Below are 17998 nucleotides of genomic sequence, written 5' to 3'. Positions count from 1 at the left end.
TAGCACTCGACGCATACGACTGCCAATCCTACCGGCTCCCCCACACAACTCTTCATCTCTGGCACATCTCCGGGCGGAACCACCACGGGAGATGTGCCAGAAATGAAGGGTTAGGCGGTGAGGGCCCGCACGACGGCGTCGGCGAGCAGACGGCCGCGCAGCGTGAGCACGAGTCGGCCCCGCAGCGCGTCGCGGCCGTCGGCGAGGCCGTCGGCGACGAGGCCCGCGACGGCGCGACGGGAATGCGGCGGCAGCGTCGCCAGGTCGAGGCCCTCCCGGATGCGGCTCTCGAGCAGCACGGCCTCGAGGAGCCGCGCCTCGGCATCCGGGCGCTCGGTGCCGACGGCGGGCGATTCACCGGCCGCGAGGCGCTGGGCGTACGCGGCGGGGTGCTTGGCGTTCCACCAGCGGAGGCCTGCGACGTGGCTGTGCGCGCCGGGGCCGAACCCCCACCAGTCGTGCCCGCGCCAGTACGCCAGGTTGTGCCGCGACCGGTGCGCATCGCCCCGCGCCCAGTTCGACACCTCGTACCAGTCGAAGCCGGCGTCGGCGAGCATTCCGTCGGCGAGCTCGTACATATCGGCCTGCAGGTCGTCGTCGGGCGCGGGCACCTCGCCGCGCGAGATCTGCCGATGCAGCTTCGTGCCCTCCTCGATGATGAGGGCGTACGCCGAGATGTGGTCGGGCTCGAGCGCGATCGCCGCCTCGAGGGAGGCGCGCCAGTCGTCGAGGCTCTCCCCCGGCGCCCCGTAGATGAGGTCGACGCTGACGTCGAGGCCGTTCGCGCGGCCGGCGGCGACGGCGCGGGCGACGTTCTCGGGCGTGTGCGTGCGGTCGAGCGACGCCAGCACGTGCGGCCGGACCGACTGCATGCCGATCGACATGCGGTTCACGCCGGCCGCCGCGAGCTCCGCCGCGACGGCATCGGTTACGGTGTCGGGGTTCGCCTCGACCGTGACCTCGGCGCCGGGCACCATGCCGAACGCGTCGCGGACGCCGCCCAGCATGCGCGCGAGGTCGCCGGCCGGCAGGAGGGTCGGGGTGCCGCCTCCGAAGAACACCGTGCTCGCGGGGCGCAGCGGGCTGGCGGCCGCCAGGACGTCGGCCGCGAGGTCGACCTCGCGCAGGAGCGTGTCGGCGTACTGATCCTGGCGGGCGCCGCGCAGCTCCGTGGCCGTGTACGTGTTGAAGTCGCAGTAGCCGCAGCGCACGCGGCAGAAGGGCACGTGCAGGTACGCGCCGAAGGGTGACTCCGGGTCGACCGCGAGGTCGGCCGGCAGCGCACCGTCGGCCGGGGCCGGGTCGCCGAGGGGCAGGGCAGCGCCCATTACGGGGTCTTGAACAGGGGTGAGATGGTGCGCAGGTAGCGATCGAAGAGGGCGCGCCTGCGTGCCCTGACGAGCCCCTTGAACATGCGGCCGAGCGGGCGGGTCGGGCGGTCGAAGGCGCGCAGCTCGAGCCACACCTCGTCGTCCTCGCGCCACGTCAGCGCGAACAGCTCCTCGCCGCTGACGACGGCGCCTGAGACCGTGCCGAGGGCGAACGACACCCGGCGGGAGGTCTCGGTCAGCGACACCACGCGGTACTCGCCCGTGACGCGATAGGCCTTCACACGGCCGCGCAGCGAGATCGTGGCGCCGCTCGAGACGAGCGGGACGCCGTCGGCGTCGAAGCGCTGCTCGCCCGCGAGTTCGGCGGGCGCGACGGGGTTCCCGTCGACGTCGAAGTCGACGCCCGTGTAGGCGGTGTCGGCGGCGGCCCTGACCTCGACGATCTCGGCCACGGCACGCTGCGCCGCCCAGGCCAGCATCGCCTCGCTCGCGGCGCGGAAGCGCTCCTCGCCACTGCCGATGCGGCGCGATTCCGCCGCGGGGAGGCTCTGCTCGGGCGGGAACTGCAGCAGATCGTCTGCCTGCGTCCCCCCGACGGCTGCGTAGTCGACGGTGTCGTCCTGGAAGTTCCCGCGGCGCATCACGACAGCCTACTTTCCCTTGGTCTCCACGTCTCCCGAGAGGGCGGCGATGAACGCTTCCTGGGGCACCTCGACGCGGCCGACCATCTTCATCCGCTTCTTGCCCTCCTTCTGCTTCTCGAGCAGCTTGCGCTTGCGCGAGATGTCGCCGCCGTAGCACTTCGCGAGGACGTCCTTGCGGATCGCCCTGATGTTCTCGCGGGCGATGATCCTGGCGCCGATCGCCGCCTGGATCGGCACCTCGAACTGCTGGCGCGGGATCAGCTTGCGGAGGCGCTCGGCCATCGTCGTGCCGTACGAGTAGGCCTTGTCGCGGTGCACGATGGCGCTGAACGCGTCGACGCGCTCGCCCTGCAGGAGGATGTCGACCTTCACGAGGTCGGCCTCCTGTCGGCCCTCCGGCTCGTAGTCGAAACTCGCGTAGCCCTGCGTGCGGCTCTTCAACTGGTCGAAGAAGTCGAACACGATCTCGCCGAGCGGGATCGTGTACTTCAGCTCGACGCGCTGCTCCGAGAGGTAGTCCATTCCCTGCAGGTTGCCTCGGCGCGTCTGGCAGAGCTCCATGACGGCGCCGACGTAGTCCTTCGGCGTCAGCACGGACGCGCGCACGACGGGCTCCGTGACGGCCTCGATCTTGCCCTCGGGGTATTCGCTCGGGTTCGTCACCGTGATGACATCGCCGTTCTCGGCCCGCACCTCGTAGATCACGCTCGGCGCCGTCGTGATGAGGTCGAGGCCGAACTCGCGGGACAGCCTCTCGGTGACGATCTCGAGGTGCAGCAGGCCGAGGAATCCGCAGCGGAAGCCGAAGCCGAGCGCCACGGACGTCTCGGGTTCGTAGACGAGCGCCGCATCCGAGAGCTTGAGCTTGTCGAGCGCGTCGCGCAGCTCCGGGTAGTCGCTGGCGTCGATCGGGTACAGGCCCGAGTAGACCATCGGCTTCGGCTCGACGTAGCCGTCGAGCGCCTCCTGCGCCGGCTTGCGATGGTTCGTGACGGTGTCGCCGACCTTCGACTGCCGCACGTCCTTCACGCCCGTGATCAGGTAGCCGACCTCGCCGACGCCGAGGCCCTTCGCCGCCTTGGGCTCGGGGCTCGACACGCCGATCTCGAGCAGCTCGTGCTGCGCTCCCGTCGACATCATCTGGATGCGCTCGCGGGGCGTGAGGCAGCCGTCGACCATCCGGATGTACGTGACGACACCGCGGTAGGCGTCGTACACCGAGTCGAAGATCATGGCGCGCGCCGGCGCATCGGCGACGCCCGTCGGCGCGGGGATGTCGCGGACGATGCGGTCGAGCAGCTCGTCGACGCCCTGGCCCGTCTTGCCCGACACCCTGAGCACGTCGGCGGGGTCGCCGCCGATGAGGTCGGCGAGCTCCTTCGCGAAGCGCTCCGGGTCGGCGGCGGGGAGGTCGATCTTGTTGAGGACGGGGATGATCGTGAGGTCGTTCTCGAGCGCCAGGTAGAGGTTGGCGAGCGTCTGTGCCTCGATGCCCTGCGCGGCGTCGACGAGGAGCACGGCCCCCTCGCACGCGGCGAGCGAACGCGAGACCTCGTAGCTGAAGTCGACGTGGCCCGGCGTGTCGATCATGTTCAGCGCGAACGTCTCACCGTCGAGCTGCCACGGCACACGGACGGCCTGGCTCTTGACAGTGATGCCCCGCTCGCGCTCGATGTCCATCCGGTCGAGGTACTGCGCGCGCATGTCGCGGTCGGCGACGACACCCGTCAGCTGCAGCATGCGGTCGGCGAGGGTCGACTTGCCGTGGTCGATGTGCGCAATGATGCAGAAGTTGCGGATCTGCGATGGCGGCGTCGACGAGGGCTCGAGAGGCGTGTTGGCGCGAGGAGACATGTTCCGACCATCCTACCGGCCGCCCCCACGCTGCCCATCCGGCGCAAGCGGGACCGCCCCGGGGCGAGGCGAGTTCGCACGACGATTCCGCGCGGGGCGGAGCCGACACGTGCCTCATGCGGCCGCGCATGTCCGGGACCGGTGTGCGTGATAGCATTGGTCCTTGGCTTGCGTGTGGGCTATCCCACACCTGCCGCACGGCACCCCTCTCTCGCTGCGCGGCGACATCCGATTCACTCCGAACGAAAGTCTTTCGACAACGTGGCAAACATCAAGTCGCAGATCAAGCGCATCAAGACCAACGAGAAGGCCCGCGAGCGCAACCGCATCGTGAAGAGCGAGCTGAAGTCGCTGGTCCGCAAGACCCGTGAGGCCATCGCCTCGGGCGACAAGGCCGCCGCTTCGGCCGCCTTCGACAAGGCTTCGAAGAAGCTCGACAAGGCCGTCAGCAAGGGTGTCATCCACCTGAACCAGGCCGCGAACCGCAAGTCGAAGCTCGCGAAGCAGATCGCCGCTCTCTGAGCCGATCCGCGCGCCGGAACGGGCCCGCCTCCCTTCGGGGAGGCGGGCCCGTTCTCGTCTGTGCGATCGCCGCTCGCCGATCCGCACCGTGCGAGGAACGGGCCCGCCTCCGAGGAGACGGACCGTTCCTCGTCGCACTCAGTCGCAGCTGATCGCGTCGTACGGGTGGACCGATTCCACGCCGCCAGCGGTGACCGCCACCTCCCCCGCGTCAGCGCTCTCGGCGCGCACCGCGAACGTCCGCGTCGCCGAGCGGCCGGCATCGAGGCCGCCGATCGCGCGGTCGCCGTACGCCGTCGCGATGTCGACGGCCACGGGTTCGTCGGACGTGTTCGTCGCACGCACCGTCAGCTGCAGCGTCCCGGCCGTGCAGCGATCCGCCACGTCGACCGACACGGGCGAGGCCTCGGCGGAGGCGCTGAGCGGCGACACCGCGATGCGGTCGACGATCGGCGCCCACTTCGAGCGCAGCGGGAAGTCGGGCCAGTCGTCCGATGCGTACGTCTCGCCGTCGAAGTTCGTCGCCTCCTCGCTCGTCAGGGCGATGGTGTTCTCCCCCTCGGCGAGGTCGAGCACGATCGTCTTCTCCCAGAAGCTGTTCGCGTGGAACGTGTGCGGGAACAGGAACGGCTGTGCGTCGCCGCCGTTGACCGACACGTCGGCGCGGCGCGCGATCGGGTCGGGGTTGTAATGCGACGCCGGCGACTGCTCCGGGTTCGCGTACCGCACCACGACGGCGTGCGGCCCGGCCTGCGCCGCGTCGACGCGGAACGTCAGCGCCGCATCGTTGCCCGGCTCCCCGCCGATGCCGTCGACGGCGACGCCGCCCGAGGCGAGCGACAGCTCGGTCGTCGATGCACCGCCGGCGAGCTCGGCGTCCTCGGCCTGCAGGACCGTCGTCGCCAGCTGGCCCGTTCCGGCGGCGACCGTGATCCGGTCGACCGTCGCACCGGCCTCACCCGCCGTCACGACGACCTTGTTCACGCCGCCCTCCAGGTGCGCCGCGACGCTCCCGGCGCCCGTGAGCACCTCGTGCCCGTTGACGGACAGCCTCGCATCACCCTCGCCGATCAGGTCGAGCCCGAGCTCGGCCTCGGCATCGCGTGCGCCGTAGACCCAGAACGCGGCGCTCTCGCCCGCATTCAGCGCGACCCCGCCGGCGCCCGAGACGGAGGCCGCTTCGACGCCATCGGGCGCGTAGACCGCCCGCCCGCCGTCGAGGCTCGCGTGCTCCGCCTCGTACACCGCCACCGCCGCATCCGGGTTCGGAAGCGACAGCGTCACGCGGTCGATGATGGCATCGCCGATCGTGGCCGCACTGCCGTCGAGGCTCTGCGCCGCGAGCGAGATCGTGTGCGTGCCCGCCGTGAGCTCGACCGTCGTGTCGGCGTGATCCCACACGACCCACTTGTATGCCAGCGGCAGGAACAGCTCCCGCTCGGCGGCGCCGTCGACCCGCAGGAAGACGTTGGTCGGCCCCTGATCGGCCACGGCGTCGAAGGTGTTGAGCGAGCTGGCGAACACCGAGAGGTCGTAGGTGCCGTCTTCGGGAACCGTCACCTCGAACTCGAGCACGCCGTCCGATCCGGTCCGCAGGCCGCCCACGTTGTATCCGCCCGAGGTGTAGAACTTGCCGACGTCGGCGGGTGATCCCTCCGGGCCGTTCTTCGAGTAACCAGAACCGCTGTACGCCGCGTCCTCCGCCTCGTACGACGCGTTCCAGACCGTCGGCGGCTGCGCCGTCGTCTCACCGGTTCCCACCGGCGTGACGATGATCTCGTACGCCGAGGACTCCGTCAGCAGCGGCAGCGCCTCGCCGTCGAAATCGACTTCCACGGTGCCGCCCTTCACCGCCGCTGCCGTCTCGCTCAGCAGCCGCGGCTGCGCCGAGTCGCCGAGCTGGCCCGTCCAGGGGATCTCGCGCACCGTGACGCGCACCTCGTCGCCGAACACGTCGGTCGGCACGTTCTGCAGCTCGATCGGCGCGGCGCCATCGGCACCGCCGACGATCGTCCGCGAGATCGCGCGCTCCTCGTCGAGCGTCGCCACACCCTGCAGGGTGTAGTTCTCACCGGGGAACGGCGGCGCGACCTCGACGGTGTGCCCCGTCATCTGCGCGTAGGCGTTGTAGAGCCACCACTGGCCGTTGCCGCGGTTGGACTGCACCGCGGAATCGGAGAGGTTGCCGTCGATGTTCCAGTACGCGATATCGGCGTCGACCTTCTTCTCCTCGACCGCCGAGATCCACTGGATCATCTGGCCGGGCACCGAGGTGTGGTAGTTGAACGCGTACTCGTTGATGTTGATGGGCAGCTGGCTGCCCTCGTGCTCGGTGCCGGCGAAGGCCGCTGCCTCCCACTGGCGGTAGCGATCGACCGAGGTGCGGATCTGCTCCGGATGCGACAGTTCGTGCCAGGTCATCACATCCGGAACCGTGCCGGCCTCGACGACGTGCGCCAGGTAGCCCTTGATCTGGTCGAACAGCACGCTCGTGTTCGGCCCGGCGATGCGGGCATCCGGCATCTTCTCTCGGATGACGCCGAAGGCGGCGTCCCATGCGGCGAAGTAGCCGGTGGGGTCGTCGAGCCAGCTGGTGCCGTCGTAGCTCCACTCACCGGTGCCGAACATGTTGCCCTCCGGCTCGTTGAACGGCACGAAGACGATGTTGTCGCGGTACTCCTCCGGCAGTTCGAGCACCTGGTCGACCTGCTCGCCGATCTTGCCGAGGTAGGTCGAGAGCTTCTCCTCCGGTGTAGAGCCCTCCCACTGGTACGGGAAGCCGCGGTGCACATCGGTCATGTAGATGTACACGTCGCCATCGGTGGCGTCGGCGAGCGGCCGCACGACCTCGAGTGCGTCAGCACCAGGGTGCTGAGGGCCGTCCTGCGCCTTCGTCGACACGGTGCGCACGCCCATGCCCTCGAGCAGGTTGTCGCTCGGCAGGCCGTCGCCGTACACGCCGTAGAGCGTGCCGGATGCGCCACCGTGGAACGCGCCCGTGTCACTGCCGAGGTCGACCTGGAGTCCACCTCGGTGCACCGTCACGTTCGCCGTGACGGGTGTGCCCGCCGCCTCGCCGGCGACGGTGAAGGTGCCGGATTCCGCATACTGGGCCGGGTCGACGGCGTCCCACACGGCCGGCACATCGCGGTCGTAGCCGTCGGTGAACGACGCGCGCACGGCGGCGGGCAGCTCCGGGGCGGCGGCGACGACCGTCCTGACGTCGAAAGAATCGCTCGCGAGCGCCTCGAACGCGGGAGTCGCGCCCACGAGTCCCGCCACCTGGTCAGCGCTCATCGCCACATCGTAGATGCGGAAGTCGTCGACCGCGCCGTCGAGCAGCGGGTCGGGGTAGAACGATCTGCCGATGAAGCCGGCGGACTCCGCGTCCTCCGTCAGCAGGTCGGCCGCCGTCGCGCCCGTCGACGCCGATTGCACCGCGACGCCGTCGAGGTACGTCGTCACCGTGCCCGCCTCGGCGTCGAGGGTCGTCGTCACCGTCGCCCATTCCCCCGTGCGCAGCGCACCGTAGCCGGTGGCCGTGGCCTCGCCCGTGTCTCCGGATGCCGTCAGTGCCGTGCGCAGGTCGCCATCGCCGTTCGACGGCGTGGCGAACAGGTACCGGCTGGTGTCGCTGCCGAGGTCGAAGATGCGCTGCCACGCACCGCCGCCGTCCCAGCGCACGCGCGCCGAGACCGTGAGGTCCGTCGCGCCTTCCAGCGCGGCGCGCGGAACGGTGACGTAGCCGCCGTCGGCGCCGCCGGTCAGGTCGAGCGCGTAGCCGCCGGCCTCCGTCGCGACGACCTCCGCGGCACCCGTGACGGTGCCGTCCAGGCCGTTGCCCGATGCGTCGGCGACCGTGCCGCCCGTCGCGTCGTCCATCGTGTAGTGCAACCGCGGCGTCGGCTCGTCGGTCGCTGCCGCCGGCAGCGCCACCGCCCCGGATGCCGCGAGGGCGACCGCGAGCGGAACGGCGAACGCCGTTCTGCGCGCCGCGCGCCGCGAGGGTGAATTGCTCGTCATTGAGTGCCTTCCTTGGGTGGAGTTCCCCGCGGCGCCTGGCACGCGAGGCTCGGATGCCGTTCTTCCGCGGCCGCATCCCGTGGCCGTTCCTGTTCGGCGCGCTGTGCCGAGCACGGGCGCGCCGGGTGCGTGCGGCTTCCTCCTCTCGCCGAACCGGTTCTCTTCGGGGCCGCACGGGGTCGCACGGCCCGGGTCTATGCGCCCGTCGCCGTCGCCCCGATCAGTTCCGGCCGCGCGCCGTCGCGGAGGAACACGGGGATGACATCGAGAGGGGCGCTGACGCGCACCGACTGGCCGCCCGGGTGCTCCTCCCTCGTGGCCGCGTCGGTCCAGCGTGCGCCGGCGGGCAGGTGCACATCGCGCTCCCGCGCACCGGGTTCGACGACCGGAGCGACGAGCAGGTCGGCGCCCAGCAGGAACTGGTCCTCGATCTGCCACGCGCGGGGGTCATCCGGGAACTCGTGGAACAGCCCGCGCATCACGGGCTGACCGTTCTCGTGCGCGTCGCGCATCGCGTCGCGCACGTAGTCGCGCAGGCCCTCACGCAGGCGGGTGCAGCGGGCGAGGATCTCGTAGACCTCATCGCCGAAGCTCCACAGCTCGTTCGGCCCGCCCGAGCGCAGCCGACGCGAACCGTCGGCCGCCGCGACGTCGCGGTACGGCAGCCGGTCGCCGTGCATGCGCAGCACGGGGCTGAAGACGCCGAGCTGGAACCAGCGCACGAGGAGCTCGTGGAACGCCGGGTCGTCGACCCGGCCGTTGTGGAACCCTCCGATGTCGGTCGTGAACCACGGGATGCCCGCCGCGCCCATGTGGATGCCCGCCGTGATCTGGCGCCGCAGGTCCTCCCACGTCGACGAGACGTCGCCCGACCAGGCCAGCGCGCCGAAGCGCTGGCTGCCCGCCCACGCGCAGCGCACGAGGTTGACGATCTCGGTCTCGCCGTCGGCGGCCTGTCCCTCGTAGAACGCCCTGGCGAACGCCTGGGGGTAGATGTTGCCGACCCGCTGGTACGGGCCGAGGTGGGTGCGGTACGCGTCGTAGTCGTACACGCCGAACTCCGGTTCGGCCTCGTCGAGCCAGAACGTGCGCACGCCGTGGGCGCCGTAGTTGCGCCTGCACGTCTGCCACAGCCACTCCCGCGCCGCCGGGTTCGTCACGTCGAGGAACACGCTGGGGCCCTCGAACGACATCTGCACGTCGACTCCGCGGTCCGAGCGCACCAGCAGGTTGTTGGCGCGCAGGTGCGCGAAGTTCTCCGACGCCAGCGACACCTGCGGCCAGACCGACACCATCAGCTCGGCGCCCATCGCCCGCAGTTCGGCGACCATCGCATCCGGATCGGGCCAGAACTCGTCCTCGAAGCGGAAGTCGCCCATCTTCGGCCAGTGGAAGAAGTCGGCCACGATCACCTCGAGCGGCAGCCCTCGCTCGCGGTGGCCGCTGGCCGCGGTGAGCAGCTCCTCCTGGTCGGCGTAGCGCAGCTTGCTCTGCCAGAGCCCGAGGCCCCGCTCCGGCATCATCGGGGCGTGCCCCGTCGCGTCGGCGTATGCCGAGGCGATACGCGCGGGCGTCGGGCCCGCCGTGACCCAGTAGTCGAGCTGCGTCGTCGACTCGGCATGCCACTCCGTACGGTTCCGGGCGAACGTGGCTCGGCCGATGGCGGGGTTGTGCCAGAGGAAGCCGTACCCGGCGCTCGAGACGACGAACGGCACGCTCGCCTGCGAGTTGCGATGAGCGAGCTCGAGCGTGGAGCCCTTCAGGTCGAGAACGGCCTGCTGGTACTGCCCCATGCCGACGAGATGTTCGTCGGCGTCGGCCTCGAAGGCCGCCGTGAGCACGATGCCGTCGTCGCCCTGTCTCGGGCGCAGGTTCCTCGCGCGCAGGTTGAGCGAGCCGCCCCTGCGCAGTTCCCGGAACAGCACGCGGCCCTGCGCGTTGCGGAAGGTCAGCTCGCACGCCGTGACGTCGTGCCCGACGATCTCCTGGAACCACGCCGACGTCGTCAGCTCGACCACGATCTCACCGTTTCGGAGCACAGCGCCCGCGTCGGTCAGCTCCGCCTCCACCGCGGCATGCGCTCCGGCGGTCGGCGGCAGCAGCGCCCAGTCGTCATCGTCGATCTCACGCATCAGCGCGGCGCGCACGCGCACGCTGTCGCGCCCCCACGGTTCGACGACGAGCGTCTCGCCGCCGCCGCGCCAGATCAGGCGCTGCCCGTCGACCTCGATGAGTGAAACCTCGGTCACAGCTGTCTCCTTCAGTTCAGGGTGAGTCATCGGCGCCGTCAGCCGAGGGGCAGGAACACGCGCATCGTGGCTGGTCCGCGCTCGGCCCAGCGGTGATACGGAACGAGCCGCAGGTCGACGGGATCGCGATCGGCGCGCACCGGCTCTTCCGGCCCGAACGGCGGACCCCCCTCCCGGGGCGGGAGCGGGCGCCGCAGCACGGCGCTCACGACCGCTCCGTCACGGTCGGCGCGAGGCACGGCACCGGGCAGGAGCGCGATGTCTCCGATGCCCGCGCCGGCGGGCAGGTCGGTCGACTCGGCGCAGAGCACGAGCGGCCCGCGCTCGACGGCGACGGTGCCGCGCGCAGCGTCGACACGATCGTCGGGCCAGGTCAGGCGCGGTGCCGTCGGAAGCGACAGTGCGATCACGTCACCGGGTGCGAACGCGGCAGTCACCTCCGCCCATCCGGGCTCGACGATGCGCGCGCGCCCGCCCGGCGCCGTCAGCTCCGCACCGTGCGCCCAGTGCGGGACGCGCAGGCGCAGCGTGACGGGCGCGTCGGGCGCCTCGTTCACCGTGATCCGGACGCTGCCGTCATCCGGGTAGGCCGTGGAGACATCGCAGCGCAGGGAGCCCGCGGCGAGCGCGACGTCGATTCCGCCCGCCGCGTACTGCGCCACCACGAGGGCCTCGGTATCACCGGACGCATCGACGAAGGCCGCGTACGTCTGCCAGGAGGCGAGCGTGCGCGCCACGTTCGTCGGGCAGCACGACACGTCGAACCAGGGTGCCCGCACGCCGCCCTCGGCCCGCGGATTCACCGCGTCGGGGCGCACATCGGCGCCGGCCGTTCGCTGGTGCAGGGGGTTGGCGTAGAAGAAGGCCCGCCCGTCGGCGCTGGGGCTCGTCGCGACGACGTTGTACATCGTGCGCTCGATCAGGTCGGCGTACCGCACCTCCCCCGTCGCCAGCAGCAGGCGCCACGACACCATGATCGAGGCGATGCCCGCACAGGTCTCGCAGTAGGCGCGATCCTGCGGCAGCTCCCAGTCGTCGCCGAAGCCCTCGTCCTGGTGGCGCGAGCCCATCCCGCCCGTGAGGTAGGTGCGGCGTTCGACCGAACGCGTCCACTGCCGCTCGACGGCATCCCGCAGTCCCTCGTCGCCGACCTCGACGGCAACGTCGAGCGCACCGGCGGCGAGGTAGAGCGCGCGCACCGCGTGACCCCGCCAGACGGCGGCCTCGCGCACAGGCGTGTCGTCCTGGAAGTAGTCGGGCCCGAGCAGTGCGACGGGTGCCAGCGTGCCGCGGCCGCGCCGCTCGATGAACAGGCGCGCCTGTTCGATGTAGGCGGGCTCACCCGTCGCCCTGCCGAACTCCGCGAGGGCCACCTCGATCTCCGGGTGCCCGCAGATGCCGTCGCGCCCGTCCGGCCCGAACTCGCGGCAGACGTGATCGGCGGCGCGTCGAGCGATCTGGACCAGGCGGTCGTCGCCCCGCGTGCGCAACCGCGCGACGGCCGCCTGCAGCAGGTGGCCCGTGCAGTACAGCTCGTGCCCCATGGACAGGTCGGAGTAGCGCTCGGGCTGGCTCCCGTGGCCGAAGCAGGTGTTCAGGTACCCATCGTCGTCCTGCGCGGCCGCGATCCGGTCGACGAGCGCGGAGAACAGCTCCTCGGCATCCGGATCCGGCGTGCCGCCCAGGTGCCAGGCCGCGGCCTCGAGGAGCTTGTAGACCTCCGAATCGGAGAACTGCCAGCCGGGGCGGTCCGCACCCGTGCGCCCGGACGCGACAGCGTCGAAGTTCGCGAGCCAGCCGAGGCGCTCCATCCAGTCGTAGCAGTGGCGCAGCGTGGCGGTGGCGTTGGTGCGCTGCCTGCTGCCCCAGAAGCCGTCGCCCAGGCGCAGCTCGCCGAGCCCGAGGCCGCGGCGTGCTCCCGTCGGGTCGACGGGGCGGGCGGTCGCCCGTGTCATACGAGTCGTCACAGCGGTTCCCCTCAGTCCTTCACCGCGCCCGCAGTAACGCCGGCGGCGACGTAGCGCTGGGCGATGACGAGCAGCACGGCGGCGGGAACGGATGCCACGACAGCGGTCGCCATGATCGCGTTCCACTGGGTCGTGTTGTTGCCGATGTAGTTGTAGATGCCGAGCGTGATCGGGATGAGATCGCCGTTGCGGTTCAGCGTCGAGGCGAAGATGAAGTCGGACCACGCCCACAGGAACGCGAAGAGCGACACCGTCAGCGCCGAGTTGCGGCTGACCGGCAGGACGATCGAGATGAACGTGCGCCAGGCGCCCGCACCGTCGACCTTGGCCGCCTGCAGCAGCTCGCGCGGGATGCCGCTCATGAAGGCCGTGAACAGCAGCACGCCGAAGGGAACGGCGATCGTCGAGTCGGCGATGATCAATCCGGGGATCGTGTTCAGCAGCCCGAGGCTGTTGTAGACGGCGTAGAAACCCATCGCCATCACGACGGCGGGGATCATCTGGGCGACGAGGAGCAGGAAGTTCAGGCTCCTCCCCCCGCGCAGGTTCAGCAGCGCGAGAGCGTAGCCGGCCGGGGCGGCGATCACGACGGTCAGCACGACGCAGCCGAGACCGACCAGGAGGCTCGTCGCCAAGGCGGGGAGCTGCTGCTGGAAGACTGCCTGATAGCCCTCGACCGTGGGATCCCAGGGGAACCAGTGCGGCGGGTTGCTGCGCAGGTCACCCGTTCGGGTGAAGGAGACGTTGACCATCCAGTACACCGGGAAGAGCATCAGCCCTGTGAACGCGAGGCCGAGCGCCGTCTTCCACCAGGTGCGGCGGAGCGCGGTCGAACCGGTCATGACGATGCCTCCTGTCGGCGCTGGAGCCTGAGGTGCAGGAACCCGAACACCAGGGCGATGAGGATCAGCAGGTTGCCGATCGCGGCGGCCGGCGAGAAGTCGGGGATGCCGGTGCCGAACGCCTCCTGATACGCCCAGATCGCCAGCGTCGTGGATGCGCCGGCAGGGCCGCCGGCCGTCATCACCCAGATCACGTCGACGACCTTGAGCGTGTAGATCAGCCCGAGCAGCAGTGTGATCGCGGACACGGGGCGCAGCAGCGGGAACGTGATGCTCCAGAACTGCCGCCACGGCCCCGCGCCGTCGAGCGATGCGGCCTCGTACATCTCATCCGGGATGTTCTGGAGCCCGGAATGCAGGATGACGAGGTTGAACGGGATGCCCAGCCAGACGTTCGCGATCGTCACCGACAGCAGCGCCGTCTCGGGAGACGTGAGCCAGTTGACCGGGTCGCCGCCGAAGGCGACGATCAGCGAGTTCACGATGCCGTTGTCGCTGTTCAGCATCCACGCCCAGGTGGATGCCGACACGATCAGCGGCAGCAGCCACGGCACGAGGAACAGCGCGCGCAGCACGTTCGAGAGCCGGAAGTGCGACTTGAAGAACACCGCCAGCGCCAGGCCGATCGCGAACTGCGGGATGATCGACCCGATCGTGAACAGCAGGGTGTTCGCGAACGCCGTCGGGAACATCTCCGAGCCGAAGATCTCCGCGTAGTTCGCGAAGCCCACGAACTCGGCGCCGCCCTGCACGAACGCCTGGATCGTGTAGTCGTGGATCGACAGGTCGATGTTCCGCCACAGCGGGTATGCGTAGAAGACGATCAGGTACACCAGCAGCGGCGCGGCGAACCCGACGGCGGCCCATTGGCTCGCGTCGAGCCGCCGACGCAGGTGCCGACCGCCCTTTCCGTCCCGCACCCCGATGATCGTCGTGGTGGTGCTCATAGCTCGGTTCCCTCTCGTGCGCGCGGTGCGCGTCAGCTGGTGGCGTCTTCTGCGGCCGCCTGCGCGGCCTTGAGCGCCTCTTCCGGGCTCTCGGCGCCCGACAGCGCGCTCTGCACTGCCGTCCACAGCTGCTCGGAGATCAGCGGGTAGTCGGTGCCGAGGCCGTCGCTCGTGCGACCCTTGGCGCTCTGCACAGCGGTCACCCAGGGCTCCAGATCCGGGTTCTCGGTCAGCAGCTGCTCCTGGCCCTCTGCCGTCGGCGGGATGTAGTACGCGAAGGTGTTCGCCGTCTCGACGAAGCCCTCGGGGGTCGTCATGCACTCGACGATCTGTCGGGTGACGTCGTAGCGCGCTTCGTCCGCCTGCACGGGCGCGACGATGAACTCGCCGCCCGCCGGCGCCTGCGCGACGCCGCCGTCCTTCGCGGGAAGCTGCACGATTCCCGTCTCGAAGTCGGCCTCCGCGGCGCTGTTGAACTGCCACGTGCCGTTCTCGGCGAAGGCGAACTCCCCCGTGAGGAACTCCTCCCACACCGTGTTCTGCGAGTTGTTGATGACCGAGTTGGGTGCGTAGCCCTCGTCGAGCCAGGTCTTCCACAGCTCGAGCGCCGACACGGCCTCGGGCGAGTCGAGCTGGCTCAGGTCTGCGCCGGAGCCCCAGAACCACGGCAGGAACTGGAAGCTGCCCTCCTCGGTGCCGATGCCGGCGAACGTGATGCCGCGGCTGCCCGCATCATCGACCTTCTTGAGCGCAGCCGTGAGCGACTCCCAGTCGGTGATCGACGCGGGGTCGACCCCCGCCGCGGAGAGGATGTCGGCGTTGTAGTAGAGGGAGAGCGTGTTGGCGCCGATCGGCACCCCGTAGGCGTTGCCGTCGATCACGCCGGCGTCGAGCAGGTTCTCGTCGATCGCCGAGGTGTCGAGGCCGAGCTCTTCCGTCGTGGTCAGGATGCCGGTCTCGGCGAGCGTCGACACGGCGGGGTTGTCGAGCAGGATGATGTCGGGCGACGTGCCCTCCTGTGCGGCGAGCAGCGCCTGGTTCGTCAGGGCCGTGGTGTCGTAGGCCGTGCGCTCGATCTCCACACCGGCGTCCTCGCCGCACTGCTGGGCGCGCTTCTCCCAGTCGGACGAGCCGTCGTGCTGGGGGTACGGATCCCACCAGGTGTAGGTGCCGGATGCCGCGTCGCCGCCGTCGGCGGCGCCGCCACCGCCGGACGAGCAGGCGGCGAGGGCGCCGACGGCGACGAGAGCCGCTCCGGTCGCGAGCACTGTGCGGGTGCGATTCATGGTGTTCCTCCTTGAACAGGATCCGGATCCTGTCGAACCGGTTCGATGAAAGTGATGCGGGTGCGAGTACTGCAGGTTCGGTGCGGGAAAGGGGTCAGCTGTGCCGCGGGGAGGCCGTGCTGCCCCGGTCGACGAGCTCGGGCGAGAGGTATCGCACGACGTGGGGTTCGTCGTGGCCCGGCTGCCCTTCGATCCGACGCACCAGGGCGCGCACGGCCATGCTCCCCAGCCGGTCCGGCGCGCTCTCGATGGACGAATAGGGCAGCGAGAATGTGCGGGCGAACTCGTCGGAGTACCGCCCGACGACCGACAGATTCGTCGGCGCAGACAGATCGCGCTCGTGCAGCACGGTGGGAAGCGCGGCGGCGGCCGCCTCGTTGTTCACAAGCAGGCCAGTTGCGCTCGGGTGCGCGTCGAGCAGTTCGGCCAGCGCGCGCCCGACCTCTGGCTGGTGGGCCGGGACGAAGGTCGGGTGCAACCGGATCCCACGCATGCGGGCCCGTTCGATGGCCGCGTTCTGCAGGCGCCAGACGTAGGCGCCGCCGCGCTCGACGACGTGCTCCGGCTGCGACACCAGGAGCAGCTCGCGGTGGCCCAGCTCGTGCAGATGGTCGACCATGAGGCGGCCGGCCTCCTCGAAGTCCAGGTCGAAGACGTCGACGCCCGAGCAATCGGCGGGTCGGCCGACGAGAGCGCCCGGCTGGGCGGCCGCGCGCAGCACCGCGAGGCGCTCGTCGTTCTCGGCGACGTTCAGCAGCACGAGGCCGTCGACCATGCGGGTCGACGTGATGCGCCGCAGCGCGCTGCGCCCGTCGGATTCGGTGACGAGCAGGATGTCGTAGCCCAGTTCGCGAGCCGTGTCGGACACACCCAGGATGTACTGGAGCATGGCCGGGGCGAACTCGTCTTCATAGAACTGGGCGAGGAGCCCGATCGTGCGCGTGCGCGACGTGGCCAGCGCCCTCGCCCCGGCGTTCGGCGAGTAGCCGAGCTCGCGCACGGCGTCCTCGACCCGGCGGCGCACGTCCTCGGAGATCGCGCGCTTTCCCGACAGCGCGTACGACGCCGTGCTGCGCGACACGCCCGCGGTGCGGGCGACGTCTCCGATCGTGACCACCGTGTCTCCTTCTTCGCCGCGATGCGAACCGGTTCGATTGTGAACCGGTTCGACAGTACTGCACCCGCCGACGGGGCACAACCCCTTCCGCGCCGGGAGAATGGCGTCGCCTCGCGGGCCGCGCCAGGGCTCCGCGGATGCACGCCCCGAGGGCTGCCTGGGCTCAGGCGCCGAAGGGGCGTCGGGTCGCGACGACCGTGACCATGCGCTCGAGCGCGAAGACCGGGTCGCGCGAAGCGCCCTTCACCTCGGCGTCGGCGCGGGCGATCGCCTGGATCGCCGCGCCGAGCGAGCGCGGGCTCCACCCCGACTGCAGGTCCCGCTTGGCCCGGTCGACCTGCCAGTCCTTCATCCCCACGCGCATCGCGATGTCGCGCGACGAGCCGCGCTGCCCGGCGACGCGCGCCATCGTGCGGATCTTCATGGCGAAGGCGGCCACGAGCGGCACGGGGTCGGCGCCCGAGTCGAGGGCATGGCGGAGCGCGATGAGCGCGTCGCCGTACTGGCCGGCGATGGCCGTGTCGGCGACGACGAAGGCGTTCGTCTCAACGCGGCCGCCGTAGTAGCGCGCGACGATCTCGGCCGTGATGTCGCCGTCGACGTCGGCGATGAGCTGCTGGCACGCCGACGCGAGCTCGGTCAGGTCGTCGGAGAACGCGCTCGTGAGCGCCTGCAGTGCCTTGGGTGCGACCCTGCGACCGGCCGCCTTGAACTCCCCCGCCGCGAAGTCGTACCGATCGGAGTCGCGCTTGATCGCCGGGCACGGCACCTCCGCACCACCGCCCGTTCCCGACCGGATGGCGTCGAGGAGCTTCTTGCCCCGCACCGTCGCACCCGTGTGGCGCAGCACGAGCGTTGCGCCCTCCTGCGGTGCCTCGATGTAGGCGAGGGCCTCCGACAGGAACGCGTCGGAGCACTTCTCGACGCCCTCCACGCGGACGAGCCGCGGTTCGCCGAACAGCGAGGGCGAGGTGACCCCGAGCAGTGTGCCCGACGTGTAGTCGTCGGCCCTGATGTCGGTGACCTCGAGCGTCGGGTCCTCCGCCTTGAGGTAGTCGCGCACGCCCGCCATCGCGCGCTCGGCGCAGACCTCCTCGGGCCCGCTGACGAGCATGATCGGGGCGGGCTCCGGTGCCCGCCACGAGAGCTGCGGGATCTTCGCCGCCGCCTTCTTTCCCCCGGAACGAGCGGTCGCAGCAGCCATGCGCCCAGCCTA

The 17998-nt window shown here is 70.6% G+C and carries 12 protein-coding genes; 1 reads left to right on the top strand and 11 read right to left on the bottom strand.

Annotated features, from left to right (window positions below; genetic code table 11):
- Nucleotides 1-110: 110 nt before the first annotated feature.
- The 3 genes from hemW to lepA are packed head-to-tail and all read right to left on the bottom strand — an operon-like array spanning nucleotide 111 to nucleotide 3829.
- Complete coding sequence (hemW, locus tag C0010_RS08200; RefSeq protein ID WP_105566572.1) at nucleotides 111-1328, bottom strand: radical SAM family heme chaperone HemW; 1218 nt, start codon at nucleotides 1326-1328, stop codon at nucleotides 111-113.
- Entirely contained in the window at nucleotides 1328-1972 is a 645-nt protein-coding gene (locus C0010_RS08195; RefSeq protein WP_105566571.1) for a DUF1990 family protein, read from the bottom strand. The genes hemW and C0010_RS08195 overlap by 1 nt, the downstream gene beginning before the upstream one ends.
- A 9-nt stretch (nucleotides 1973-1981) precedes the next feature.
- Nucleotides 1982-3829 carry a translation elongation factor 4 gene (gene lepA / locus C0010_RS08190; RefSeq protein WP_105566570.1) on the bottom strand — a complete coding sequence of 616 codons (1848 nt, stop codon included), beginning with the start codon at nucleotides 3827-3829 and terminating at the stop codon, nucleotides 1982-1984.
- A 261-nt stretch (nucleotides 3830-4090) separates the two neighbouring features.
- Between lepA and rpsT the strand changes: the two genes are divergently transcribed.
- A complete protein-coding gene (gene rpsT, locus C0010_RS08185; protein WP_105566569.1) occupies nucleotides 4091-4351 on the top strand; it encodes a 30S ribosomal protein S20 in 261 nt (86 codons plus the stop codon).
- A 138-nt stretch (nucleotides 4352-4489) separates the two neighbouring features.
- On the opposite strand, the gene C0010_RS08180 is transcribed toward rpsT, so the two are convergent.
- From C0010_RS08180 to holA, 8 genes are all read right to left on the bottom strand, one after another.
- Entirely contained in the window at nucleotides 4490-8374 is a 3885-nt protein-coding gene (locus C0010_RS08180) for a LamG-like jellyroll fold domain-containing protein (RefSeq protein ID WP_105566568.1), read from the bottom strand.
- Nucleotides 8375-8568: 194 nt separating this feature from the next.
- Complete coding sequence (locus C0010_RS08175) at nucleotides 8569-10623, bottom strand: glycoside hydrolase family 31 protein (protein WP_232531831.1); 2055 nt, start codon at nucleotides 10621-10623, stop codon at nucleotides 8569-8571.
- Nucleotides 10624-10661: 38 nt separating this feature from the next.
- On the bottom strand, nucleotides 10662-12578 hold the full coding sequence (locus tag C0010_RS08170) for a glycoside hydrolase family 127 protein (protein ID WP_105566566.1): 1917 nt from the start codon (nucleotides 12576-12578) through the stop codon (nucleotides 10662-10664).
- Between the two features lie 23 nt (nucleotides 12579-12601).
- Complete coding sequence (locus tag C0010_RS08165) at nucleotides 12602-13432, bottom strand: carbohydrate ABC transporter permease (protein ID WP_105566565.1); 831 nt, start codon at nucleotides 13430-13432, stop codon at nucleotides 12602-12604.
- Nucleotides 13429-14379: a carbohydrate ABC transporter permease gene (locus C0010_RS08160; protein ID WP_105566564.1), complete on the bottom strand. Its 951-nt coding sequence runs from the start codon at nucleotides 14377-14379 to the stop codon at nucleotides 13429-13431. Before C0010_RS08160 ends, C0010_RS08165 begins: the two co-directional genes overlap by 4 nt.
- A 32-nt stretch (nucleotides 14380-14411) precedes the next feature.
- A complete protein-coding gene (locus tag C0010_RS08155; protein WP_105566563.1) occupies nucleotides 14412-15665 on the bottom strand; it encodes a sugar ABC transporter substrate-binding protein in 1254 nt (417 codons plus the stop codon).
- 94 nt (nucleotides 15666-15759) lie between these two features.
- Nucleotides 15760-16782 (bottom strand): LacI family DNA-binding transcriptional regulator, encoded by a 1023-nt coding sequence (locus tag C0010_RS08150; RefSeq protein WP_105566562.1) that lies wholly within the window; start codon nucleotides 16780-16782, stop codon nucleotides 15760-15762.
- A 163-nt stretch (nucleotides 16783-16945) separates the two neighbouring features.
- Nucleotides 16946-17986: a DNA polymerase III subunit delta gene (gene holA / locus C0010_RS08145; protein WP_105566561.1), complete on the bottom strand. Its 1041-nt coding sequence runs from the start codon at nucleotides 17984-17986 to the stop codon at nucleotides 16946-16948.
- Nucleotides 17987-17998 lie beyond the last annotated feature (12 nt).

The organism is Microbacterium halophytorum, assembly GCF_002970975.1.
Lineage (GTDB): Bacteria > Actinomycetota > Actinomycetes > Actinomycetales > Microbacteriaceae > Microbacterium > Microbacterium halophytorum.
This window is presented reverse-complemented; position numbering and strand designations above follow the sequence as displayed.

What these genes read in the sequence shown, in the direction of transcription:
- hemW (WP_105566572.1), bottom strand. Translation starts at nt 1,328, where the DNA reads ATGGGCGCTGCCCTGCCCCTCGGCGACCCGGCCCCGGCCGACGGTGCG.
- C0010_RS08155 (WP_105566563.1), bottom strand. Translation starts at nt 15,665, where the DNA reads ATGAATCGCACCCGCACAGTGCTCGCGACCGGAGCGGCTCTCGTCGCC.
- C0010_RS08170 (WP_105566566.1), bottom strand. Translation starts at nt 12,578, where the DNA reads ATGACACGGGCGACCGCCCGCCCCGTCGACCCGACGGGAGCACGCCGC.
- C0010_RS08160 (WP_105566564.1), bottom strand. Translation starts at nt 14,379, where the DNA reads ATGAGCACCACCACGACGATCATCGGGGTGCGGGACGGAAAGGGCGGT.
- holA (WP_105566561.1), bottom strand. Translation starts at nt 17,986, where the DNA reads ATGGCTGCTGCGACCGCTCGTTCCGGGGGAAAGAAGGCGGCGGCGAAG.
- lepA (WP_105566570.1), bottom strand. Translation starts at nt 3,829, where the DNA reads ATGTCTCCTCGCGCCAACACGCCTCTCGAGCCCTCGTCGACGCCGCCA.
- C0010_RS08165 (WP_105566565.1), bottom strand. Translation starts at nt 13,432, where the DNA reads ATGACCGGTTCGACCGCGCTCCGCCGCACCTGGTGGAAGACGGCGCTC.
- C0010_RS08180 (WP_105566568.1), bottom strand. Translation starts at nt 8,374, where the DNA reads ATGACGAGCAATTCACCCTCGCGGCGCGCGGCGCGCAGAACGGCGTTC.
- C0010_RS08195 (WP_105566571.1), bottom strand. Translation starts at nt 1,972, where the DNA reads ATGCGCCGCGGGAACTTCCAGGACGACACCGTCGACTACGCAGCCGTC.